Annotated in this window: 18 protein-coding genes and 1 pseudogene; 1 reads left to right on the forward strand and 18 read right to left on the reverse strand. The window is 59.0% G+C overall.

All coding sequences use genetic code 11. The features are described 5' to 3' along the window. From QMM04_RS09960 to tagH, 18 genes and pseudogenes are all read right to left on the reverse strand, one after another. The coding region (locus QMM04_RS09960) for an RHS repeat-associated core domain-containing protein (RefSeq protein ID WP_282996100.1) at positions 1-4,243 on the reverse strand (4,243 nt) is incomplete at its 3' end. Positions 4,244-4,246: 3 nt separating this feature from the next. Beyond that, positions 4,247-4,687 (reverse strand): DcrB-related protein, encoded by a 441-nt coding sequence (locus QMM04_RS09965; RefSeq protein WP_100166084.1) that lies wholly within the window; start codon positions 4,685-4,687, stop codon positions 4,247-4,249. A 75-nt stretch (positions 4,688-4,762) separates the two neighbouring features. Beyond that, entirely contained in the window at positions 4,763-6,685 is a 1,923-nt protein-coding gene (gene tssI, locus QMM04_RS09970) for a type VI secretion system tip protein TssI/VgrG (protein WP_218400991.1), read from the reverse strand. 65 nt (positions 6,686-6,750) lie between these two features. Beyond that, positions 6,751-7,185: a hypothetical protein gene (locus tag QMM04_RS09975; protein ID WP_042713450.1), complete on the reverse strand. Its 435-nt coding sequence runs from the start codon at positions 7,183-7,185 to the stop codon at positions 6,751-6,753. Between the two features lie 74 nt (positions 7,186-7,259). Further along, positions 7,260-9,188, reverse strand: coding sequence for a type VI secretion system tip protein TssI/VgrG (tssI, locus tag QMM04_RS09980; RefSeq protein ID WP_282996101.1), 1,929 nt, complete (start codon positions 9,186-9,188; stop codon positions 7,260-7,262). A gap of 105 nt (positions 9,189-9,293) precedes the next feature. Continuing rightward, a pseudogene (locus tag QMM04_RS09985) lies at positions 9,294-9,488 on the reverse strand (ADP-ribosylglycohydrolase family protein); the annotation flags it as partial. Between the two features lie 45 nt (positions 9,489-9,533). Beyond that, the gene (locus tag QMM04_RS09990) at positions 9,534-9,944 is read right to left on the reverse strand and encodes a hypothetical protein (RefSeq protein ID WP_282996102.1); all 411 of its coding nucleotides are present in this window, start codon (positions 9,942-9,944) and stop codon (positions 9,534-9,536) included. Positions 9,945-9,995: 51 nt separating this feature from the next. After that, complete coding sequence (locus QMM04_RS09995; protein ID WP_282996103.1) at positions 9,996-10,757, reverse strand: ankyrin repeat domain-containing protein; 762 nt, start codon at positions 10,755-10,757, stop codon at positions 9,996-9,998. Beyond that, positions 10,754-12,220 carry a phospholipase gene (locus QMM04_RS10000; RefSeq protein WP_282996104.1) on the reverse strand — a complete coding sequence of 489 codons (1,467 nt, stop codon included), beginning with the start codon at positions 12,218-12,220 and terminating at the stop codon, positions 10,754-10,756. Before QMM04_RS10000 ends, QMM04_RS09995 begins: the two co-directional genes overlap by 4 nt. A gap of 32 nt (positions 12,221-12,252) precedes the next feature. Continuing rightward, positions 12,253-13,674, reverse strand: coding sequence for a serine/threonine-protein kinase (locus tag QMM04_RS10005; RefSeq protein ID WP_100166077.1), 1,422 nt, complete (start codon positions 13,672-13,674; stop codon positions 12,253-12,255). A gap of 24 nt (positions 13,675-13,698) precedes the next feature. Continuing rightward, positions 13,699-16,314, reverse strand: coding sequence for a type VI secretion system ATPase TssH (tssH, locus tag QMM04_RS10010; RefSeq protein WP_282996105.1), 2,616 nt, complete (start codon positions 16,312-16,314; stop codon positions 13,699-13,701). Positions 16,315-16,352: 38 nt separating this feature from the next. Then, positions 16,353-17,396, reverse strand: a complete 1,044-nt coding sequence (gene tssG, locus QMM04_RS10015; protein WP_218400974.1) for a type VI secretion system baseplate subunit TssG — start codon at positions 17,394-17,396, stop codon at positions 16,353-16,355. Continuing rightward, positions 17,393-19,264 (reverse strand): type VI secretion system baseplate subunit TssF, encoded by a 1,872-nt coding sequence (gene tssF, locus QMM04_RS10020; protein WP_109081382.1) that lies wholly within the window; start codon positions 19,262-19,264, stop codon positions 17,393-17,395. Before tssF ends, tssG begins: the two co-directional genes overlap by 4 nt. A gap of 2 nt (positions 19,265-19,266) precedes the next feature. Beyond that, complete coding sequence (gene tssE, locus QMM04_RS10025) at positions 19,267-19,830, reverse strand: type VI secretion system baseplate subunit TssE (RefSeq protein ID WP_010432861.1); 564 nt, start codon at positions 19,828-19,830, stop codon at positions 19,267-19,269. Then, a complete protein-coding gene (locus tag QMM04_RS10030) occupies positions 19,823-20,635 on the reverse strand; it encodes a type VI secretion system accessory protein TagJ (RefSeq protein ID WP_042714633.1) in 813 nt (270 codons plus the stop codon). The genes tssE and QMM04_RS10030 overlap by 8 nt, the downstream gene beginning before the upstream one ends. A gap of 9 nt (positions 20,636-20,644) precedes the next feature. Further along, positions 20,645-21,631 carry a hypothetical protein gene (locus tag QMM04_RS10035; protein WP_042714631.1) on the reverse strand — a complete coding sequence of 329 codons (987 nt, stop codon included), beginning with the start codon at positions 21,629-21,631 and terminating at the stop codon, positions 20,645-20,647. Between the two features lie 16 nt (positions 21,632-21,647). Beyond that, a complete protein-coding gene (locus QMM04_RS10040) occupies positions 21,648-22,445 on the reverse strand; it encodes a protein phosphatase 2C domain-containing protein (RefSeq protein WP_042714629.1) in 798 nt (265 codons plus the stop codon). Then, a complete protein-coding gene (gene tagH / locus QMM04_RS10045; RefSeq protein ID WP_282996106.1) occupies positions 22,442-24,205 on the reverse strand; it encodes a type VI secretion system-associated FHA domain protein TagH in 1,764 nt (587 codons plus the stop codon). The genes QMM04_RS10040 and tagH overlap by 4 nt, the downstream gene beginning before the upstream one ends. 218 nt (positions 24,206-24,423) lie before the next feature. Between tagH and QMM04_RS10050 the strand changes: the two genes are divergently transcribed. After that, on the forward strand, positions 24,424-24,628 hold a 205-nt coding region (locus tag QMM04_RS10050), incomplete at its 3' end, for a hypothetical protein (protein ID WP_282996107.1).

Consider the following 24,628-nt stretch of genomic DNA (forward strand, 5'->3'; position numbering starts at 1 on the left):
CAACTGATTTTGGCATCACAAAATGACCAGATGGAGGACCAATCTCAGCTCTATTTACTCCCCAAGCAATTTTAGAAATGCCATCGTTAAATAATGCAAGATGTTGCTTAACATAGGAAGGATTTAAATAGGTTGTTGGGTTTGGCCGATTGGGCTTCGTCGTACCTTTTAATGAATTATATGCCTTTGCTGCCCATGCCCTACTTGAGAAAACTCCTTTTGTTTTATTCTGGAAATCATTCCAGCTGTTTCTGCACGACAACCCCCACGGATCCACCCACCCCAGCGCATTCGGCGCATACTGGTAAAGGTTTATCCCCCCCGCCAACCCTATCGGGTCCTGCTGCATAAACCGTCCGCAGTCCGGGTCGTAATAACGGAACAGATTGTAGTGCAGCCCTGTCTCACGGTCCAGGTATTGCCCCTGCATGCGCAGGTTCTGGGAATATCCTGATAGCTGCGTTTCGCTTTCCCGCAGCAGCTTGCCCCAGGCGCTGTTAACCCCTTCCCAGCGCACCTGCCCTTCGACATCCGTCATCCGCTCCGGCGTGCCGTTCGGCTGGCAGTGGAACCAGAAGATCTCCGGGGCATCAACGCCATCGATACGCGCCAGCGGGTCGTAGCTGTCCTGATCGCTGTAGACGTAGGTGAGCGGCACATCCCCGTGCAACTCCTGCAGCAGGCGGAACCCTTCCCAGACAAACCGGGTGGTAACCGGCTTGCCGGCTAGCTGACCGCCCAGCATTTGCTGACGCGTTTTGCTGATGCGTCGCCCGAGCGGATCGTAGCGGAAGCTGACCTGCGTTTGCGGCCTGTTACGGTCCCGCGGCTGGCTGATAACCTCCGTCAGGCGATGTTCGCCGTCATAGCGGTAGTGCCAGCGAGTCTGACCGTTATCTTTCTCCACGGTGCGGCCGTGGATGTCATAACGCCAGCGAATGCCGTTCAGCTGCGTCAGACGGTTGTGCGTAACCTTCTCAGCAGAGCCTTCGAGCGGGTTACCGGCAGCATCCCAGCGCCACTGCTCCTGGCCGGGCAGCGTACCGTCCTGAACGAGCAGACGCCCGGCGCTGTCGTACTGCCAGCGGTACCAGCTGAACGGGTTATCGTCCCGCTCTTCCCGCACCAGGTTATTGCGGTAATCGTAATCCCATCGGCGGGACCAGCGGCGCGGCGACGGGCGCTGGGCATTGCCGGTAAAGACGTCACGGCGATGCAGTCGCCCAAGACGATCGTATTCGCTGCGGGTGGTCAGCAGCCCCTGAGTGCGGCTGGTCTCACGATGGAGTTCGTCACGGGTAAAATCGGAGACCGACAGCTTATCGAGAGCAATGCTGAGCAGATGCCCACTGCCGTAGTAAAACTGCTTCAGCTCGCGACCATCGGGAAGCGTGATAGAGGTGCGGTTGCCAAGGGCGTCATACTCCCACGCCAGCTCGCCGTGCTCGCCCGCCTCGCGCGTGACGCGACCAAGCGCGTCATAGTCAAAGGCAAGCTCCTGCTCTGCCTCGGTGGTCCACGCGTCGGCTGAAAGCGCAGGGTGCAGCCCAATCCGGCTTAATAGCCCGGACGGGGTATAGTGGTAGCGGGTCTGTCCTTCCGGCGTGGTGCGGGCGACCAGCTGGCCGCTCGCGCTCCAGGCGAAAGCGTGGGTAATGGCTTCGGGATGACCGGCGGCAAAGGTACGCGCTATCGTGCGCCCGCAGGCGTCGTAGCGATACTGCGAGGCCACGCCATCGAGCCCTACCTCTTCCAGCAGCAGAGAGTCTGCACCCCAGCGGAACTGATACGCTTCGCCGTTTTCGTTTTCAAGAGCAACCAGACGCCCTCGACTGTCCCAGCGGCGACGAACCTCCTCACCCTGAGTATTACGCGTGGCGGTTAAGCGCCCTGCCTCATCGTATCTGAACTCACTTTCTTTACCGTCCGCGCCAGCATGCTTCACCGGCAGGCCGCGTTGGTTCCATTTGAGCGACTCCGTCCAGCCTTCCGGGCGATCGAGCTGCACCGGGCGCCCTGCAGCGTCGTAGCGATAGCGCGTCTCTTCACCGTCAGCCCCAGTCTCGGCGACCAGCCAGCCCAGCGGATGATAGTGATACCGGGTCGTGCGGCCAGAGCAGTCCGTCGCGCGCACCAGCTGTCCCGCCTCGTTGTACTCCTGGTAGCGGCTGTTGCCGGCGGCATCTATCTCTTCAACGACCTGACCAAACTCGTCCCGGCGCAGCTGTGTGGTCTGTCCCATCGGATCCACCACACGCTTCAGCCCGTGATGTTCGTCGTACCAGAACCGGGTGGCGCTGCCGTCGGCTTCAACGATGGCTGACGGCAGCGCGCGGTGCTCAAGCCAGTTCGTTGCGCGGGCATTGCCGTCGGCGTCGATCTCCTGCACCCGGTTGCCCATCTCGTCATAAACGAAGGTAACGGCATTCCCGAGCGGATCGATGCGGCGGGTCAGGAGCTCGTTGTCATCCCACTCGTAGCGCCAGTTTTCACCGCGCTCGTCAACGTAGCGGACGATCAGATTTTGCGCGTTCCAGTAGTGGCGGCGCGTCTGACCGTCGTAGTGCTCAACGGTCGTCAGTCCGGTGGCCAAATCGTAGCTAAAGCGGCAACCGTCGCCGGTGCTGGTGCGGTTTTCTACCACGCGCCAGTGATCGAATTTTTTCCAGCGATATTCACTTTCCAGCCCGCCCGGCAGACGATGCCAGACCATCAGGCCGTGGTCGTTATAGCGGTATTCGCGGGTGACAACGCCAGAGGCATCCGTCGCGCTCGCCAGCTGGCCGCGCGCATCGTAGCCCCACTGCATCAGCGGCCAGCTACGGTTGCCGTCGAAATGGCTGGCGGCGGTCACGCGCTGCGGGAATCGTTCGTCCTCATAGCGCAGGGTGACGTCTATCGCCCGCGGCTCGTCGTGAAGACCGACCAGCCTGCCGTGCTCGTCCCACTCTGTCAGCAGCGCGTTGCCGTACTCGTCACTGAGGGAGGCCAGACGCAGGATAGATGGATTCGCCCGGGTCGGTTTATACAGACGCCACACCGCGCCGTCATCGTCAGCAATCGCCACGTCGCCGCTCTCATTACGGCGGATAATGATGCCTTCGCTGACGCTGTAAAACGCGCGGTCAACAGGCGGCAGCTCGAAACTCAGCTCGCGCCCGGTTTCGTCGTACCAGGTGGCGTTGTTTTCTTCCAGCGTCAGATAGCTGTCAAAGGCGGTAGCCCAGCCCAGGCCAAACAGCCCTTCGCGGGTGGTCAGGCTGTTGTAGCTGCGCTGCCAGCGAAGCGGGAAGCGGCCCGGCAGCGAGAAATCGAGTTCATCATCGTCATTCAGCACCTTCACGCCGGTGGCGGCGTGAACCGGGTGCGAGGAACCAAACACGGCATTGACGGCCATATCGGCCAGCATCCCGCCGCCGGCCGCCGCCAGCGCGCAGGGCATGTTTTTCAAAATCTTGCCCGGACGGCCGCGGAGCAGGGAGAGCGCAATCATCCCCAGCGCCAGACCCGGCGTTTTGCCGCTTTTGATATCGCGAACCGTGAGCGTGTCGCCGCCGATGATCACGTTCGGGGAGACGTCGTCGGAAACGGTCCCTTCGCAGGTGGTGCGATCTTTCGCACGCACCGCAGGCTGGCCGTTAATGAAGACGCTTTTCGAGCCTTCCGCCAGATACTGCGGTCCGGAGTGCTTTTCACACGCTACCTTGTCTTCTTCCAGCGGCGAGGTGCCCGCGGCGGCAGAGGCCACGCTCGGCTGCCACATTTCGCTACCAAACTGTCCGGCAGCGGAAAGCAGCATGCCCGCGTAATCGGCAAAGCTGCCTGGAGACTGCGGCTCAGGTGAGGGGGTATCTGCTGGCGTCAGCGTTCCCGCCGCGCGCGCGGCGGGGATCGCATTCGTCAGAACGTTATTCGAACCGGTAGTGATTTTACCCGCAGGCGACGGCGGGAAAAGCGCGTTGCCTAACCCTTCGGCAGCGCTGCTGATATCGTCTGTGATCCCCGCCACGTTCGCCAGCACGCCGCCAATGATGCCGCTTAACAGACAGCTGGAGCCAATCGCCGCCACGCCTGCGGCTGCAGCACCTGCCCCCAGCAATGGCGCTGCCACGGTAGCGGCGGCACCCACCGCCGCGCCGATCACCGCATAGGCGGCACCTTCCGCCACAATGCTGGTGATGTCCGCAAAAATGCTGGAGTGAATAATCTCGTCGCCCTTACGGGCCGCGTTGTTATCGCTCATGCCTTACACATTCCGGTTGTCGTTTAGCGTCAGGCTCTGCTTAAGCGCGCTCCAGCGCACCTCGTCCTCTTCAGTGAATGTCCTGAGTGCCGAGAGGGTGAAAATCATCAACACCGGTTTGCCCGGCGTCTGCACGGCCAGCTGTTTTTGCCACAGGCGCTGCCCGTTATGGTCAAAGTTAGTTTCAACTTCCAGACCGCTGATGTTGCCGTCAGGCCCGGCTTTCACACTCTGGAACTCGCCCTGAACGACCTCGCCCATCTGAGGGCGCATCACGTCCCACTGGCGGTGGAACTCTTTTTCATAATCGCTGCCATCCGGGATAACGCCGCGGCTGACCACGACGGACAGCCCGCTTTCGTCATCGCGAATAATGTTCATGCTGTTATCCTGCCAGGCCGCAGGGAAAAGGGAAAACGAACCTTCCTGGAGGGTATATTTCATTGGTGAATCCGCGTCTAAGAATGCTGAAGAATTTTAAGGACCGTTATGGACAACATGGCGGCAGACAGAAAGCGGTTATTCTTTCGGCGGCGTGAATTTCGCCTGCACCGCCGCATCAATATCCCCTTTATGCCCCGCGCCCGGCGCCGTGGTGCCCGGCTTGGTGCCTGAGGTATTCAGGTGCAGCTTTCCGCCCGTCGTGATATGACCATCCCCTTCAACAAAGAAGTTAAACTCTTTGCCGATCAGGCTAATTTTGCCGTTCGCGTTAAGCTCAATGGCGCTCTCGCCGGAGACAAGTCTCAGCTTTGTTCCGGAAGCGATAACGTACTGCTCCACCGCCGCATCCAGCTTGCCTTTCCCCGTCAGGATCTCGGTTCCACCTTTCACCGCCTGGATCTGGTTAGCCTCCACGCGATGCAGCTCGTTTTTCTTAACGTAATGGCTGCGCTCGCCACCGACGCTGTGCGTTTCATCATTCTTAACGCTGGTGTCCATGTTGCGCTCGGCCTGGATCCACACCTGCTCTGCACCTGCCTTGTCCTCAAAGCGCAGCGCGTTGGCGTTGTCGACCGAGCCGTCCTTCGTGCGGCTCATAAAGCCCATCTGCGTCGCTGCCGCAGGCAGCGCCCATGGCGGCATGCTGGCTTCGTTATATACGCGCCCGGTGATAATCGGCCTGTCAGGATCGCCGTTGATAAAGTCCACCACCACCTCATCGCCCACGCGCGGGATCTGCACCCCGCCGTAGCCCTGGCCGGCCCACGCGCTCGACACGCGCACCCAGCAGGAGCTGGTGTCATCGCCCTTCGCCAGACGGTCCCAGTGGAACTTCACCTTCACGCGACCGTATTTGTCCGTCCAGATGCTCTCCCCCTGCGGCCCCACGACCTTCGCCGTCTGCGGGCCGTAGGTGCGCGGCCACGCCGTGCTCTGCGCCGGGCGATAAGAGACCGACGCCGGGATGACTGTGAAATCAGTCCGGTGAATGGTTTCACCTTCGCCGCTGGCGTAGCGGTTCTCCTCGAAGTGGTATCCGGCCGCCGTCACCAGATACTGGCCGTTATCGCTGAAGAACGGCGCGTTGGTCAGGGTGAAGATGTGGCCCGGCGCAATGCCTGCCGCCGTGGCCGTGGCCTGAATCTGCTGGTGCTCCACCTGCCAGCGCTCCTGGCGAATGCGGGCATAGAACTCCGCATGCCCGGTCTCCACAAAGCGTCCCGGCCAGTCGTAAACGTCAATGCTGCCCGGTTTCGGCGATGCCGGGTTCTGCTGGGCCTGGAACAGCCACGCGTTCGGCTTGCGGAAGTCGTAGTCGTCGAGGCTGTAAATCCCCGGCGTCACGCTGTCTTCCAGCGCCCACTGGCCGATGCCCTCTTCATCCGTGCTGCCGCCGGACGGCGTCTGGTGATACGGGATCACCTCGTAGCCGTTGAACGGCTGGTGCTGGGTGGCGGCGTCGGTGAGCACCAGGGTGTGTTTGTCCGCCTCGTGGCTGAAGTGATACGCAATCCCCTCCAGCTCCATCAGGCGGCTGATGAAGTCCAGGCTCGACTCCTGATACTGCACGCAGTAGTCCCATACGCGGTAGCTGCCGGTGAGCTTATCCTCCACGTTAACCTGATGCTCGCCCAGCAGGGTTTTCACTATCTGCGGCACCGTCTGACCCTGGAAGATACGCAGGTTGCGGTCGCGTTTCATCGGCCACAGGTCCGGCTCCACCGTCAGCTGGTACACCGCGTAGCGGGTGCCCGTCAGCTCAACGGCGCTCACCGCCACGCGCGTGACTTTGCCGTTAATATAGCGGGAGGTAAGCAGGTTCTGCGTCGGGATGGTCACCGTGACCGGCTGCCCGAGCAATGTGCTGCGGTCAATGCGCGCATCCGTGCCGAGCAGGGTCAGCGTCAGGGCGAACGACTCGGACATCGCCTCGCGGCCGGAGAGTTTCCAGAAGAGCAGCCCCTCGACCGGGAGCTGAACGGTAATTCGGTTGAGCATAATCGTTATTCCGTAAATGCAACATCTTAGTTTCAGCGGCCACGAAGCAGCGTCAATCGCAACACTTACTTAAGCCACAGGCCTGAAAACATAAGGACACACCCTAACGAGAGAAGGAGTTTAGCGAAGACAAATAAGGGCGGCGCTACGGTGCGTGACATAAGGGAGATCTTTTCATAATTGCGAAAATTCATTTTTTTATGCGCGGCCATAACGCCTGAAAATAGAGCACACAGCAAAGCGACGGCAAATTTCATGCCCCAGACGCACAGGAGAGACATAGAAATGATGATGGAGTATTTTTTTGCCACCGCGACAGGAAATAATAAAAATGACAGCGCCAGCCATTTCAAAAAGAAACCAATGACAACCGTAGAAAGCAGAACAAGCACCAACATCAGACCCGTTGTTATCCACTGTTTTTTATCAAAGGCGCTCTTTTCATTCCAGATCACCGCCAGCGTCAGGATCAAAAAGAAAAGGAAGAAAAACCAGTGCATTACAATTTATCCCATCGACTACCCCGGCGCTTTACGGTGACGGGGTAGTCGGTTATGTACCAGCCTGAATACGTTTACTTATTAGCGTTGAAAACGAAAAAGCCATCCACTTCCTGCTGGATCGCCGTCTGGTGGGATGCGCCAGGAGGATTGATCGCATTGCTTCCACCTGCAGGATTCAAATGCAGTTCACCGCCAAGCGTGTTTATTTGCGCATTCTGCTTAGCCGTAAAGTTGAAGTTATTGCCAATGATATTAACGCTTCCATCTTTCGATAATTCAATGGCGCTTTCACCGCACTCCAGCCTCAGCGTATTACCCGCTGAAAGAATATAGTCGTTAACCACTTTGTCACTGCGGCTGTTACCCGTCAGGCAAACGACCTCCCCTTTAACGCCCGCTTTCTGATTTTTTACAACCCGTAAGGTTTCATCTTCTCCCACATATTGGGTTCGATTCTTTTCAGTCGAATGGGATTCATCATTTTTGACGTTGATATCCAGGTTGCGTTCGGCCTGGAGCCACACCTGCTCTGCACCTGCCTTGTCCTCAAAGCGCAGGGCGTTCGCATTGTCGACGGAACCGTCTTTCGTGCGGCTCATGAAGCCCATCTGCGTCGCCGCTGCCGGCAGCGCCCACGGCGGCATGCTGGCTTCGTTATACACGCGCCCGGTAATAATCGGCCGGTCCGGGTCGCCGTTGATAAAGTCCACCACCACCTCATCGCCCACGCGCGGAATTTGCACCCCGCCGTAGCCCTGGCCCGCCCACGCGCTCGACACGCGCACCCAGCAGGAGCTGGTGTCATCGCCCTTCGCAAGCCGGTCCCAGTGGAATTTCACCTTCACGCGACCGTATTTGTCCGTCCAGATACTTTCCCCCTGCGGCCCGACCACTTTCGCCGTCTGCGGGCCGTAGGTGCGCGGCCACGCCGTGGACTGCGCCGGGCGATAAGAGACCGACGCCGGGATGACTGTGAAATCAGTCCGGTGAATGGTTTCACCTTCGCCGCTGGCGTAGCGGTTCTCCTCGAAGTGGTATCCGGCCGCCGTCACCAGATACTGGCCGTTATCGCTGAAGAACGGCGCGTTGGTCAGGGTGAAGATGTGGCCCGGCGCAATGCCTGCCGCCGTGGCCGTGGCCTGAATCTGCTGGTGCTCCACCTGCCAGCGCTCCTGGCGAATGCGGGCATAGAACTCCGCATGCCCGGTCTCCACAAAGCGTCCCGGCCAGTCGTAAACGTCAATGCTGCCCGGTTTCGGCGATGCCGGGTTCTGCTGGGCCTGGAACAGCCACGCGTTCGGCTTGCGGAAGTCGTAGTCGTCGAGGCTGTAAATCCCCGGCGTCACGCTGTCTTCCAGCGCCCACTGGCCGATGCCCTCTTCATCCGTGCTGCCGCCGGACGGCGTCTGGTGATACGGGATCACCTCGTAGCCGTTGAACGGCTGGTGCTGGGTGGCGGCGTCGGTGAGCACCAGGGTGTGTTTGTCCGCCTCGTGGCTGAAGTGATACGCAATCCCCTCCAGCTCCATCAGGCGGCTGATGAAGTCCAGGCTCGACTCCTGATACTGCACGCAGTAGTCCCATACGCGGTAGCTGCCGGTGAGCTTATCCTCCACGTTAACCTGATGCTCGCCCAGCAGGGTTTTCACTATCTGCGGCACCGTCTGACCCTGGAAGATACGCAGGTTGCGGTCGCGTTTCATCGGCCACAGGTCCGGCTCCACCGTCAGCTGGTACACCGCGTAGCGGGTGCCCGTCAGCTCAACGGCGCTCACCGCCACGCGCGTGACTTTGCCGTTAATATAGCGGGAGGTAAGCAGGTTCTGCGTCGGGATGGTCACCGTGACCGGCTGCCCGAGCAATGTGCTGCGGTCAATGCGCGCATCCGTGCCGAGCAGGGTCAGCGTCAGGGCGAACGACTCGGACATCGCCTCGCGGCCGGAGAGTTTCCAGAAGAGCAGCCCCTCGACCGGGAGCTGAACGGTAATTCGGTTGAGCATAATCTGTATTCCGTAATGGTTTATGCTGAAAACGTGTTTGAACGTAAAGCTAATTTTGACAAAGTGGTTTTGGATATGCGCCGGTGCTCGTATGCGTCAGAAACGTTAAAGAAAGTTATCCTCAGGTGCACTGTGAAATAGCTCCCCTGCCATGCTGACGAGACGTTCGTGTTGGACCAGTTTATCTTTCCACTTTTGCGGAATACCTGAATAGCCATATAACGCACCGGCCTGTTGACCTGCCGTTGCCGCAACGCTGTCGGCATCATCCGCCAGATTGGCGGCAAGAAGGATCGCATCACATCAAAATGCCTTTAAACCTCAACAAGAGAATCCCTTAATGAATTATTCGGGAGAGACCACCTTTTCGTATTTATAAACCCACAGAGAGTAAATTTTGAGACACTCCGACACACCAAAAAAAACACTGCTCAGCCAGACGCTCGCTTCACCCGCGATAGCCAAAAACAGGGGGAAAAGTGCAACAGAGCACCGGAAGGAGACCAGACGCAAAACTTCCTGACAAAGCGCCAGTTTGCTTGCGAAGGGCCTCCTGGTAATAAAGCACCATGCAGAGGCAAAAAATGACAGCAACAATACGAAATCGAGACAAAAGAATAAGAAAAGTAGAGCGCTATATCCGCCAGCAGAAAGCGTGTTCACTGCTGTACTAAAGGAGAGCATATCGGCAATAAAGGGGATCCTGTCATGGCGCGCGGACTGAGCACAGTAAAGCACAACAGCCAGCGCATCCATGCATCCCCAGAAAATGAAAACCTTATCTCTGGCTTTCATGGATGCTAATAATTACCTAACAGGCTCAGGTGGCCATTTACCACCTTTCTGGATGAGTTTCTCTTTAATTTCGTTTAATTTCTCGTAGTGCTCGCTGCCTTTTTCAAGCCCACTCAGTGCATCCGCAAGCGCGTTGCTCATTGACCAGCCATTTTTTGCCTTAATTGACGGATCCGCTCCACGATCGAGCAACAATAAAACATGATCGTATGACTGATTATCCAGCGCGTCGAATACCAGCGTTTTGCCTAATGAATTGGCTGTATTGACGTCAGCACCGCGATCGAGCATCGCTTCCAGCGTCTGTGTATTTTTCGCTTTAATCGACTGGAAGATTATCGGCTCGTGGAAAACCTTATCTTTCACATCGGGCGACAGGCCACCGTCCAGCATCGCGTTAATCCAGTCTGCACTGTCCCCTTTCAGAGCGAATTCTGCGGGGCTGCTTTTCCCTTGTGGCCGAGGCTGTAGCGGATCCGCACCGGCCTCAACAAGCAAAGTGATGACCTTCAAATGGGGAGATGTTTTTTTATCATTAATTGCGTTGCCAAGCGCCCAGAAAAGGAGCGTCATATCCTGCTTTCCGGGTTGGTTAAGGTTGCTGTCGGGGGCAAGCGTCTTCACCACGTCGACATTGCCTTCTTCAATCGCTCTCGCCAGTTCAAGCTGCTGACCGCTGAAGTAATCCTGTGGATTGAGTTCCATATCCTGCTTACACCCCTGAATCATGATTAAAAAACATAACGCTACAAAAGCCATCAAACGTTTTTTCACAACCGACTCCCGATTATCGAAATATCCTCATCCTTTTGCTGCTCAATGCAATTTATCGCCTGATTAATACCATGCCGGTCGAGCGCACTTCCGGTCCCACCGGGAAGATCGTGGGCGATACCCGCAGCATTCGGGCTCAGCGCAGAAATTTCCTCTTTGAGAATTAAAGACGGGACATGCCCCTTCACCGTTTTCAGATCCTCCCAAAGATTAACTTCCTGAATCTTCGTCAGCAGTTCTCCGTTAACTCGATAGGCCTGAATATTCTCCGTGCTGCCCAGGATCTTACCGCCGTATTTTTCTACCGTCCCGGCGTTAAGCCCTGCGGCATTAAATGTCCATCCTGCTTTACCACTTCCCATTGAAGCTGCAGACGCGAGCCCGCCTCCCAGCGAGTGTCCGGCAATATCAATATTCTGACCTGACCTTGCCAGTTCCTTACCAATACTCACGGCTTTTTTATAATAATCAGATGCCATTCCCATGCCCTGGGAGAAGTTATTAGACCAGTCTGCACCGTTTTTAACGGGTGCCAACTCCCCTTTGGTGAGCAACGAGGTAACATTATCAGACAGCGACGCAAAACCCGGCTCCCTCGATCCCCGGAATACCACCGTGGGATTCATATCACTCCCAAACACATCCGGTTTAGGCTGATAGACGCGAGCAAGAAAATTGGGAGAGGTGTCATCATCGAAGAGCATCGATTTATTCAGGCCATACTTGCCCAGGAGCGCATCATCATTACTAATATCCGTCCACCCCTCCGGCACGCCCGGCGTTGTTTCCAGCGGGTTTACGGTCTTGTAAACATTTTCCGCAAGCTTCGCTTTCTCCACGGCAATATTATTCGCCGCTAGCCGTTTAGCCGCGATCTGCGCATCCGGGTAGAGACTGTTGCTGCCCTTCGCAATCATGTCCTTACGGGCCTGCCAGCGTTCGGCTTTGGTCATATTCTGCAACTGAGAGGCATAGGTTTTACCGTCTTTGCCCGGCGTCGGCTGGTCAGGCACCTGCGCCGCTTTGGATTTCACCACCTGCGTCGGCAGCTCCGTTGGCGCAGGGCGGGAACCATAGGTGCGCACCATCGTTTCGTAACGATCGACGATAGTGCTTACCGGGTACCAGCCCAGCCCGGTAAGCGAGGCGGCCTGCAGCCGCCCCTGTGCATTGATGTAAAAGATTTCCGTTACCGATGACCAGCTGCGAAAACTTTCGTCAATTGCAACGATTCTGCCCATATCAAGATCCTGCGCAATCAGCTTGCGCGTATCGCGCCCGGACTGATAGGGATTCGCACCGGTAATGGTTCGCAGTAAATCGTAGCGCGTGAACAGCGAGCGCAGCGAATTGTCGGGCACCGACATAATCCACTGCCCGGCGACGGACGGGCGGATAATTTTCGCAAAAAGCGCTGGCGAGACGTTCTCGCTGAAAAGATAGACAAACTTAATGTTATACATTCGCTCCGTCCTGTTCCCTGTCCCTGCCTGACTTACGGATTCACCAGCCAGGTACCCGGCTTGGCAATCTCCAGCGTCTGGCTACGCGTTCTCCCGTTGCCCTGCAGTTCAATCTTCACCTCTCCGGCTGGCAGCTTGAGCGATGCATAACCGTTCGTCGCCGGACGCAGCGCTTTTGGCTCGCCGTTCACTTTCAGCGTTTCGCCGTCCTGGATACGGATATAGACCAGCGCGACAGGGCTCGCGACCGGTGGCGGAGTCTGTTCCGCCACCGCCGGCTCGCTAACCTTCGCCGTTTCTGGCTTCACGTCCGGCGTGTTCGCGGCGGTTTCAGCCGGACGCGTCTCTGCCGGTGCCTGCGCCGCCTGCTCGGGCACATCCTGACCGCCGCCGCTAAACAGCATGGCTCCGGCTACAACGCCCACCAGCACGCCAGCGGCAACCATGCCCGGGATCTTGTAACGGCGCCAGTCGAGTGCCGAAGCGGGTTTCTCTTCCTCTACCGGAACCAGCATGGTGCCGGTCTTTTTGGCGGTCAGCACATCGTTGATCCCGGCGACCGGCATCTCAATCAGCGCCGCGAACTCGTCGATAGACTGCGGACGGTCCTCCATGTGCAGCGCCAGCGCGCGGTCAATAGCCTGCAGCAGCGGGATGGAATAACCCTGCGGCATAATTTCCACCAGCGGTTTGCAGGTATCCTGGATAGAGCGCACCACGCTGACCGGCGGCGGCGATCCCACAATCAGGGTACGCAGCACGGCGCCAAGGGCGTAGATATCCGTCCACGGCCCCTGCTCGCTTTCATTGTCGTCGGTGTACTGCTCAATCGGCGCAAAGCCCGGGCGCAGCATGGTTTCCGTTTCGTCGGAAAGGTTACCAATTGTGCGGCGCGCGGAGCCGAAATCGAGCAGCACCGGCAGGCCGTTATCCTGGATCTGAATGTTATCCAGAGAGATATCGCGGTGCAGATAGCCTTCGTCGTGTATGGTTTTGATCGCACCAAACAGCATCGGCAGCGTGCGGCGGATCCACGCCTCGTTGATCAGCTCCGGCTTTTGTTCGCGCAGGCGTGAAAGCGTGGTGCCGCTGTAAAACAGCGTCCCCATGTAGGCCGTGTCGTTTTGCACCCAGAAGCGCAGGACGTGCAGCAGGTTCGGATGGTTAAAGCGCGCCAGCAGACGGGCTTCCTGAATGAAGCTGTTCAGGCCTGCGGAAAACGCTTTGCCAAAGCGCTCGCTGCGCAGCACGAGGGTCATGTCATCACCGCGCACGGCGAGCGAGGAAGGCATAAATTCTTTGATAGCGATAGTGCGTTCGAGCTGGTGATCCCACGCGCGATAGACAATGCCAAAACCGCCGCCGCCGATCACCTCTTTGATTTCAAACTCGTTGAAGCGGTACCCGACCGGGAGCGCGTTTGGGACAGTCCGATTGTTATCATTATCCGTCATCTTTTACAGTTCTCTTGATGATTATTACGCGGCAAACTGACAGTGAAACTCGCCCTGCTCGCAGGTGACATGCAGACGTCGGTACTGCTCGTCGCTGCGGCTGGCGGTAAGTAAGATCTGGCTCATCTGAGGCAGTAAGGTGTTGGTCAGAATAGCATCCACCATGCGGCCACCGGACTCCACCTCGGTACAGCGCTGAACAATCTGTTCCACTACGCTGTCGTCAAACTCAGAAATAATGCTGTGATTCTCTTCCAGACGGCGCTGAATGCGCTTGAGCTGCAGGCGAACAATCAGCCCCAGCATCTCGTCGCTGAGCGGATAGTACGGCACCACCAGCAGACGGCCCAGCAGCGCCGGAGGGAATACCTCCAGCAGCGGCTGGCGCAGCGCGCCGCTTAACGCGTCAGGTTCCGGCATCAGCTCCGGATCGGCGCACATCGCGCTAATCAGGTCGGTACCGACATTAGACGTCAGAATAATGATGGTGTTACGGAAATCAATATGGCGCCCCTCGCCGTCTTCCATCCAGCCTTTATCAAAGACCTGGAAGAAGATCTCGTGGACGTCCGGGTGTGCTTTTTCAATTTCGTCCAGCAGCACCACGCTATAAGGACGACGGCGCACGGCCTCGGTTAACACTCCGCCTTCACCATAGCCCACGTAGCCCGGAGGCGCACCTTTTAACGTTGAAACGGTGTGCGCTTCCTGGAATTCACTCATGTTGATGGTGATAACGTTCTGCTCGCCGCCGTACAGAGATTCCGCAAGCGCCAGCGCGGTTTCGGTTTTACCGACGCCGGACGGGCCGCACAGCATAAAGACGCCCACCGGTTTGTTGGGATCGTCGAGCTTCGCTCGCGAGGTTTTCACGCGGCGGGCGATGAGATCCAGACCGTGACGCTGGCCAATAACGCGCTGGTTCAGCGTGTCGGCAAGGTTCAGCACCGCGTCGATCTCGTTTTTCACCATCCTGCCCAGCGGGATCCCGGTCCAGTCAGAGACCACCGCGGCCACCACGTTTTCATCCACAGCCGCAAACAGCAGCGGTTCATCGCCCTGTAAGACGTTGAGCGCCAGCTGCTGTTCCGCCAGCTGGCCGCGCAGCTCGGCGCTATCTTCATCGCCCGCCGCGAACAGCGCCGCGCGCAGGCGAATAATCTCCTGCACCAGGCTACGTTCTTCTTCCCAGCGCTGGGCCAGAGCTTCGCGTTTTGTTTCGTACGCGTCGCGTTCTGCGCGTAACGCCGTTACGCGCTCAGCGTCACCGGCACCGACGCGCGCTTCGCGCTCAGCAATCTCAATTTCCACGTCCAGCGCGGCAAGGTGGCGCAGGCAGTCTTCCAGCTGCGCGGGCGGCGCGCTCTGGCTGACTGCGACGCGGGCGCAGGCGGTGTCGAGCAGCGCAACGGCTTTGTCCGGCAGCTGACGCGCCGGGATGTAGCGATGCGACAGCTTGACCGCCGCGCTGACCGCTTCGTCGAGCAGCAGCACCTGGTGGTGCGTCTCCAGCGGCGATACGGTGCTGCGCAGCATCAGAATGGCTTTCGCTTCGTCCGGCTCATGCACCTGCACCGTCTGGAAACGACGGGTCAGCGCCGGGTCTTTCTCGATGTACTTTTTGTATTCCGCCCAGGTGGTGGCCCCGATGGTGCGCAGCTGTCCGCGCGCCAGCGCTGGCTTCAGCAGGTTCGCCGCATCGCCGGTCCCCTGCTGGCCGCCTGCGCCAATCAGGGTGTGGATCTCATCGATAAACAGAATGATCGGCGTGGCGCTGGACTGGACTTCATTAATGAGCGCCTGCAGTCGGGCCTCGAACTCGCCTTTCATGCCTGCGCCAGCCTGCAGCATGCCGATATCCAGCAGCCACAGCTGGATATTTTGCAGCGGCTCCGGGACGTCGCCGTCGGCGATACGCAGCGCCAGCCCTTCCACCACCGCCGTTTTGCCGACCCCGGCTTCCCCGGTCAGCAGCGGGTTGTTCTGGCGGCGACGCATCAGGATATCCACCATCTGGCGGATCTCCTCGTCGCGCCCGACAACCGGGTCAATCTTCCCTTCGCGAGCGCGGGCGGTCAGGTCCTGGCCGTACTGGGCCAGCGTCCCCTGCGCAGCCGGTACCGCACCCGCCGGTGCATCGACGGCGGCAGCGGTCTGCTGCGTCTCTTTGCTGTTGGCGCAGATAGCGTCGAACTGCTCAATCAGCACCTCGACGTTCAGGCGGGTGAACTGTGACGAGATGCTTTTCAGCACGTTAGCCAGGTTCCAGGTTTTAAGCATGCCGATCAGCAAATGGCCGCCGCGAATACGGCTGACGCCAAACTTCAGCGAGCCAAAGACCCAGGCGCGCTCCACGGCGCTGTCGATATGTTCGGAGAGATCGGAAACGGAACTCGCCCCGCGCGGAAGGACATCCAGCGCCGCAACGATATCGCGCGTCAGCTGCTGTTCATCAAGGGCAAAGTGGCGGATGACCTGCTGCAGATCGCCATCCTGCTGCTGCATCAGCTGATGCAGCCAGTGCACCAGCTCAACATAGGGGTTGCCGCGCAGCTTGCAGAACGCAGTGGCGCTTTCCAGAGAGGTAAATAACAGCGTATCCAGTTTGCCGAAAAGCACGGCACGGCTAATTTCTGACATGTTAGTTTCCATTAACAATAATTCGGTATACGGAAGGATTACCGCTCTGTGCGATACACCAGATCGCCACGCGGGACAGGCTGCGGCTGACGGCCCAGCCAGGTGTTGTAGCCTAATCGCCCATTGCTGCCGAGCGTGGTGCCCTGCACCGCGTCTTCACGCAGGATCACCCGTGTTTCCCATTCAAACTCCACCCCGGCGTACTGACGCACCCAGTCGCGCAGCTCGGTGACCCACGCTTCTCCCGGCAGAAAGCGGTTGTACTCCTCCGCGCTCAGCGGGCCAATGTCGATGCGAAACTTATGCTGAACGTCGCGGACGGCGACGCCGAGAAAGGCGGACTCACCCATGCGCGGCATGCGACGTCCTGCTCCCAGCTGCGCCTGCTCGCGCGTGGAAAGCGGCATCCACTGCGGCACGTTGCTGACCAGCTTGACCGGCGCTTTAAAATAGTTGCGCAGGATCTTCTCCAGCCCCTCCGGATCCCGCCCGTTACGGGTCAGGTGTCCGGCGTGGGTAAAGCGTGCATGCGAGCTCAGGCTGCCTTTGTTCATCTGCCCCGGCTGCCCCATGCCAATCAGCGACGCCAGGTAGCCCTCAAAGCGTTTGTTATCGGCGCGATCCAGAGAGACCGCCGGCTGCGCATCCGCCCAGGCGCGGTAAAACAGTAGCGCAAGGCGGTGGTGGAACAGATCGGCAAACGCGCTGAGGCTGGTGTCCTGATGATGATAAATACGCTCGCGGGCATATTCAGTCATGTGGACCGGCAGCGGGCCGTTCGGGCCAAACAGGCCGAAGCTGAGGATAGAGACCTCGTGCAGGCCGCTCTCCTCCCGCTGACGTACCTGGGCCAGCGTCGACGGCGCAAAACTCATCGACGGCTGCTGGCCGATGCGCAGCGGCTCAAATTTCGGCAGCGGCGCGCGTCCCAGCGGGTAGCGCTCTCCGCCCTGGGCATCAATGCGCCTTAACAGCTGAAACAGATCGTAGCGCCAGGGCGTCTCGCGGACCCCGCTCCAGAACGTATCCGGCAGCCGGGTCAGGCGATGTACGCGCAGCGGTGAAGTGGCAGCGTCACTCATATCAGCGCCCTTTTACCCATGCGCGGTGCCCAGTAGCCAATCTCGCCGCGCTGCTGACTCTTCAGGGTGAACTCCGTAAAGCTGTTGATGGACACCAGGCGGGCAAAGAGACGCTCCATTACGCTGCCGAAGAGCCACGGGCTGGCACCGGAAAAGGCTCGCTCATCCACCATCAGGGTAATGCCGATCCCGCGGGCGAAAACGACCGGGCCGGGTTCAGGGACGCGGCGATGAACCGGCTCCAGCACGCAGTGGCGTACCCCCTCCACCTGACGCGCAACGGGCGTTTCTGCCAGGTTGGCGTAAAGCCCTAACAGCTGGCGCAGCGCGGCCGCGCCGTCTTCATTTTCGCTGTCCATCAGGCTGAGGTAGTTCATCTGCAGCTGGCTGATGAGCCGCCAGGTGCTGAACCCTTCGGCCAGCGCCGGACGCGGCGGCGTCGGCCCTTTACGCAAGGTCAGGGACTTCACGGGCATGGAGTCGGCCATAATGAACTGTCCGAGCTCCTGCTGCAGCATCAGCGGCAGGTCGCGGCTGGTGCAGAGCACCTCGGCAGAGATATAGCGCAGGTTTTCCTGCCAGGGGGCGTGCTGTTCATCCACCAGCGAGACAAAGACCTCCGAGCCAATATAGCCGGTACGGGTGCCGTAGCGCAGGGCGTGCTCGGAAAGCACGCGCTGTTCGCGACGCAGGGAAAAATAGGCCCCGTAGTTGCCCGCGTCGCCGCTCCAGGTGCTCCAGAATGGACGAAACGTCTGGTCATCACGCTGACCGTCGGCGCTGCCATAGATTTTTTTGACCGCATAAATTTCATAATCCAGCGGACGAATGTTATCGACCACCAGATGGTATTCATGCTGGCCTTCGTTCAGCTTCTGACGCGCGGCGACCTTAGGGAAAAGGTTGATGACCGGCGTACAGTGCAGCGCCAGATGGCTGGCATCGACCACGCGCTCCAGCTGTTCATCCGACTTATCCAGCAGGATGAAAATATCAAAGGCTTTTTCGTTTTCACAACGCTGAATCAGCTTGCTCAGACCGCTGAGGCTGATGAAGCGGAAGCGGGCCGGAAACGCGAAATACTCCTGCAGCAGACGGTAGCCGTCAAAGTTGCGCAGATCGTCCGGGAGCAGCGCCTGGTCAGGCTCAAAGCCTTCCTGGCGCAGCGCGTCAGACGCCAGCAGCTGTCGCTGCGGCTGCGGGCTGACCGTCTGACAGACGATCCCGGCGTGGTGCTCCATCACCAGCTCCAGCAGCTTCAGCGCTTCAATGTCCGGACCGCCGAGGAAGAATTCCAGACGGTCGAAATCCAGGTGCCCGAGGTTTTGCGGGCCGTCGCAGGCGATGCGGATCCGTAAGGCGCTGTTGATCCCCCGCTGGCTCAGCCCCAGCTGCGCGAGCGGCAGATCGGCGGGCACGCCGCCCAGCTCGACCTTGTCGATTTTCAGCGGCAGCAGGTTGACCTCGTGCGCCGTGGTATAGCTGCAGGTCACGCCGGTTTTCTTCAGCGCCAGGCTGTCCATCATGGTACCGCGCGGCACAATGAAGCCCTTGCTCAGGTCGCCCCGGCTGCTGTCGGGCTCAATCTCCGCAATCGCCATCGACGGCGTGGGCGCGAGATAGTTAGGCGCGATCATCTCCAGCAGACGCTGGGAGAAGCGCGGAAACTCCGCGTCCATTTTCATCTGCACGCGGGAGGTCAGGAAGGCGAAGCCCTCCATCAGACGTTCGGTATACGGGTCCGCCACTTCGATGCCGCGCATGCCCAGCCGTCCGGCGACTTTTGGGTAGCGTTCGGCAAACTCGGCCCCCATTTCGCGCAGGTAGGCCAGCTCACGGTTGTAGTATTCGAGCAGTTTACTTTCCATGATTACCCCGCATCTTTCAGTTCAAAATGGCCGTTTTCCAGATCGACATCGGTACGAAACAGAAACTCCAGCGGGTACGGCACGCACCACAGACGCCCTTTGATCTCGATGGAGAGCACGTTGTGCAGATCCAGTGAGGAGGTATCCGACACGCAGCGGACCTGCAGCCCCTGCGGCAAAATGCGTGGTTCAAAATTGATGATGGCCTCGGTGAGCTTACGCTGAATATCGTGCCATTCGATATCCGACATTCTTTTCCCGGCCAGCGGTGCGACGCCGAAGTTGACCACCGAGCGGTTCACGTGCGGCAAGGCGCTCAAATCGCCGGAGGCATCGTGGTTGATGGTGTTAAACAGCCACTGCAGATCGCGCAGCACATTGCGGCGCAGGGCGGCGTGGGTGATCAGATTGCTGTTGGCCGACTCGCGTTTTTTTTCCGGGTCGTTATCAGTGAGACGATCCAGCAGCGAGGGCTGCATTTTGTCGCGCGCCCCCACCTTCTCCTGCTTGCTGCGTGCCTGCCAGCCGCTGCGCAGCAGATCGCCTTCGCCAGCGGGATTACTCATCGGCTCCGTCCGTCGCAAACGTCACGAGGTTCAGGGAAAGCAGCGGGTATTCGCTTTGTTCGCTCAGCCACGCCTTCTGGCCCCGTCCTTCGTACAGCGTACCGTCAGCGTCAAGCGGTAACCATTCAGTCGTACGCCCGAGCATGACGGCATCCGAAGCGTCTTCTGCAAACGGATAGCGCGCCGGGATCTGACACACCTGCTCCGTACCGTCGGTCAGGCGCACCAGCGCGTGACGCCAGACCAGATCGGTGACGCTGGCAGGCGCCTGAAAACGGATCTCAGCGATAGCGCTAAACGGCAGCCAGAAATAACGGCCGTTCACGATGGTTTCGCACACCGGGCCGAGGCGGGCATCGCCGTCCATCAGCCAGCCAAACGCCTGCGTCTCATCATTTTCGAGGGTGATCTGACCAGGGTTTGCCTGCGCCGTCTCGAGGGCGTCCAGACGCAGCGCGCTGGCGCGTTCGCCCTCCTCGCTCAGCGCCGCGGCCAGAGTTGTCAGCCACGGCCACTGGGTTTCAGGCATTGCCGGACGCGCCTGTCCCGCCATCACCTGCGCGCGCTGCAGCTCGCCCTGAATGGACTGCTCCAGCAGGGTAACGGTAGGCTTCGCCTGGGGCTTCAGCGCCACCCAGCTTTTCAGCTGAGTCAGAGCGCGCGTCCAGTTGCCGCTGAGGATCAGAAACTGCACAAACGCGGCGCGGAGATCGGCATCCGCCGGACGGACTTTGATATCGGCTTCCAGACGACGCAGCGCATCGCTGAGCGGCTCACCCGCCAGGTGTTGATAGAGCGTATTCATCGCCACTCCTTAGTTTGCCGCGCGCCATGCGCCTACTGCCGGATCGCGCAGCTGAGGACGCAGGGTGTCAATCAGGACAATATTCAGCGAGGTACCCGGTGTCACCCACGCGCCCCAGGTCTGTTTGACTTCGGCAATGCGCGCCTGCAGTTTGGCGTCATCGCTGGCGATCTCGCGGGAAATCTCTACCGCCACCGTGCCGTTGCTTTTCCAGCCGTTGAGGGCGTTGTCGTAGGGCAGGATCATCCAGCTTTGATCGCTGTTCTGCGTGCTGAAGACCATGCGTTCTTTGTTGACGGAGGTGATCAGGGCGTTTTCAGGATCGGCGCTTTTGTTCAGGCCCATGACCGGGAAACCGTGAATGTAAGTCACCGCCATCTCTTTCTGCTCGCCGTTGCGAGTCTGAGAGATAACGGTATGACCGCTCAGCCAACTGCCGTTGCCGCAGCGGGTGGTGTCGGTGTCCGGGATGAACAGTGCCGGTGCGGAGGCACCGCCTTCCCAGAACGTACGCAGATGGCAGCCGTCCTGAAGGGTAAACTCCTGCCACGGCGTGCGGTCAGCAGCCACGGTGCGGGCTTCAGCGTTCTGATCCGGCGGCAGCAGCGCGCCGCTGGCGGCGGTACTGGCCGGAGCCGCCTGTTCCTGTTTCACCACCAGCGCCCAATCCTGGGCTTTCCCTGCGGTACCCTCAGCCAGCGTGACGCCCGCCGGATCGTTAAGCGTCCAGCTGAGTTTATTCACTTTGCTGCACTGATGTTCCAGCAGTGAGCCAAGACGCGGCACAAAGTTTTCCAGCACGGAGACGTCTTTCTTGCCGTTTGCCACAATACGCAGCGCCACTTCAGGCTTACACCAGCTCTGCGGCGTGTTGTCTTTGATGTTGTCGATCCAGATATCCAGCTTCTGCGCAGGGGACTGCACGATGCGGAAATTCTCAGCCTGCGCGGTGGAGGTCACCGCCAGAAGTGCTAAACCCGATAGCCAAAGTTTCATATCGTTCCTTGTGTGTCTAATCAGTTCCGCAGGGAAGAAATTGCGCTGCGTCAGAGAGCGTATGCAGCAAAGTGGTGTCCTGAGGGTCGCCCATCCATACCGCCAGGGCCGTATAGTTGTCCTGAGCATTCCCCTCCTGCTCGCCATTCTTTTGAATGATTTGGTTCATTAAGGTCAGCCACTCCTGCGGCGTATTGACCATATGCAGCGACTGCTTCATTTGTTCTTCGCTGACGCCGTGCCAGAACCCGTCGGTGCAGAGTAAAAAGGCATCGCCGTCTTCCACCTGCACCACGTCGCTGTAGCTCGCTTCCGGCCCACCGTTTTCAATCCCCAGCGCGAGGTACAGCAGGTTGCTGTTGAGATCGTCGGTCTGATGCCCCGCGTCCTTCATCTGCTGCACCAGGCTGTGGTCGGTGGTGACATGCCACAGCCAGCCGCGGCGAAACAGATACAGGCGGCTGTCTCCGGCGTGCGCCCAGTAGGCCAGACGGTAATCCCGGTCAATGAACAGGCTCACCAGCGTTGTGCCCATTCGACGGTAATCCTGAACAGCCTGCTGTTCGCTGAGAATAGTGCGGTTCGCCGTTTGCACATAGTCGCGAATATGCTGCGCATTCAGGTGCTTGTCGCCATCAAAGCGGGAAATGATGCTGTTGCGGGCCAGCTCAGCGGCCACTTCGCCGCCCGGCAAACCCGCGATGCCGTCACAGACGACAAAGCAGGCTGAACGTTCCCCTATGGTTTCTCCCGTCTGATCCTGGTTGCTGGCGCGCGTCCCCTGGCGGGAGAGAGAAGCCGTTGCGATATTCATTTGTCTTCCGATCCGCTCTGTGAGTCTTTGTACTGATTCACCTCCATGTCGTACGCATGAAGGAAGGCCTCGCCAAACAGGGTGTGGAAGTCATCCTCAATCTCGCCTGCCGTCTCGCCATAGCTGCGGACAAAGTAGTCCCACAGGGCGGCTTTACGGCTGCCCGGCAGCGCCAGACGGGAGGTCAAGCCGTTCTGCTTCGCCTGCTCTTCCAGCTGTTCCGGGTTAAAGGACTGCAGCATTGCGGCGATGATGGCGCGGATACCGGAGATCATGCCCAGCTGGTGCGCCTGCAGATCGATCAGCGCGTCGCGCACGGATTTTGTTGGCGGCATAAAGCCCGGCATCGGCGTGCCGAACATCTGGATCAGGACGGTTTTGCCGGTCGGCAGCAGCTTGAACGGGTTGTTGGCATCGTCCAGCACCATGGTCATATCGGCTTTCACGCCGCGCTTGAGGATGGAGCGCGAGGAAAGCAGCGCCACGGTGCCCTGAGAGAACATGCCGAGGATCTGCCCCAGCTGACGCATATTTTCACGGTCAAACTGCGGGACGGGCTGCATTTCGCTCAGGCCCATCCCTTCCAGCAGCGCCTCCAGCAGCTCGCCCTGCAACACGTCGCCTTTCTCGCCGCTGTTCGCCGTGGCGGTTGGGGAGGCAGCGTTATTAACCGGGTCGATGCGCAGGCGGCCCTTCGGTGCCTGAGCGCTACTGCGCGCAACGGCTTGAGGCGTCGGCATGGTGAAACCTGCATAATCCGGTCGCGCGGGCTCTTCTTCAACAGCACGCGGGGCTTCCTGCGGCTCAGGGGCAAACAGCGGGGAATCGGCGAGGACATCCTCTTCCTCAACCGGCGCAGGCGTTGGCTCTGGCCTGTCATCGACAATGTCATCCGGATGCGTCAACGGTGCGCCGCCCATCAGCCCGAGAGGGTCATCATTACGCGCGGCGGGCGCGCTGGCCGTGCCGCCAAAGAGGGCCAGCGGATCGAGTTCATCCGCCGCCTCTTCTTTAGGCTCGGCTGGCTTAGTTTCAACCGGCGGCACCAGCGTTGAGGGCGTAATGTCGTCAAAGATGCTCTCTTTTTTGAACAAGGCTTCATCGCTGAACAGCGTGTCCGGGTCAACGTTCTTACGCTCAAGCTTCGGATCGCTGTCGTTGAACATCGCCAGCGGATCTTCAGCGTTACGCTCCGGCGCAGCAGGCTGGGAGAACGGATCCTGTGATGCCGCAGGCTGAGGTTTTGTGCGGTTGCTTGAGATGCTGTCGGAGATGGAGAACTCCTGCATCAGACTATCCCAGATCTCCGTCGGCACGGCGGTCGGCTCGCCCTTCCCGCGCGGTGCAGCGTTCGCCGGTTTCGGCTGCGACGCTGGTGCTGGCGCGGCTGGACGAACCTGCTGCTGCATGCTGGCCGCCATGCGGCTCACCGGCTGCGTGTCGTGAATAATTTCAGCCACTTCAATGCGGTAGTCATCAATCCCCAGAACGTCTCCATCCTGCAGCTCGACCTGACGACCGCGTTCCAGTGGAATATCGTTCAATACCACGCGCGTAACGCTGCCACGGTTAGTGACGCGACATTCGCCATTGGCGTCAACGTGAACAATAGCCTGCAGACGCGAGATGGTGCGGTCATTGTCCGGCAATACCAGATTGTTATCCGTACCGCGCCCAATGGTGCCGCCCGGGGCGTAAAAATCACAGCTGCTCTGCGGCGGCTGATGACCGGGTTTCGTAGAAATAATCGTGAATCGCATGGCGTATTCCTGCTGGTATGATTAGCGCTCAAACGCTGCCGCTCTCGGGGCGAGAACGGCGGCGTTTGGGGGTTAATGCAAGGGACAGTTTAATAAATTGAGCATCATCTGGAACGGTATTTTTTATCGCCCGGTAGCAACTAACACAAATAACAACAGCATTAAACACACCACAGAAATCGTTACTTTGTGAAACATATTAATCCAGGAGAAGCGATATGTTGACAGTATTAATGTTCCTGCTTCAGGAGAAATTTGTCTTGTGCTCCCTGACTTTATCGGCTTGCACGCAATTATTTTTCTCATTAAGAACACGCGATGAGCAAATCCGGGTAATCCTAGCTGTTCATAAAAAAGGTAATCATTTATTTCTAAGTATTGTTTACTACTCAGAAGGTGAAATGCTTATGAAAGTTCCTCAGA

Source organism: Pantoea sp. Pa-EAmG (assembly GCF_030024295.1).
GTDB classification, from domain to species: Bacteria; Pseudomonadota; Gammaproteobacteria; order Enterobacterales; family Enterobacteriaceae; genus Pantoea; species Pantoea dispersa.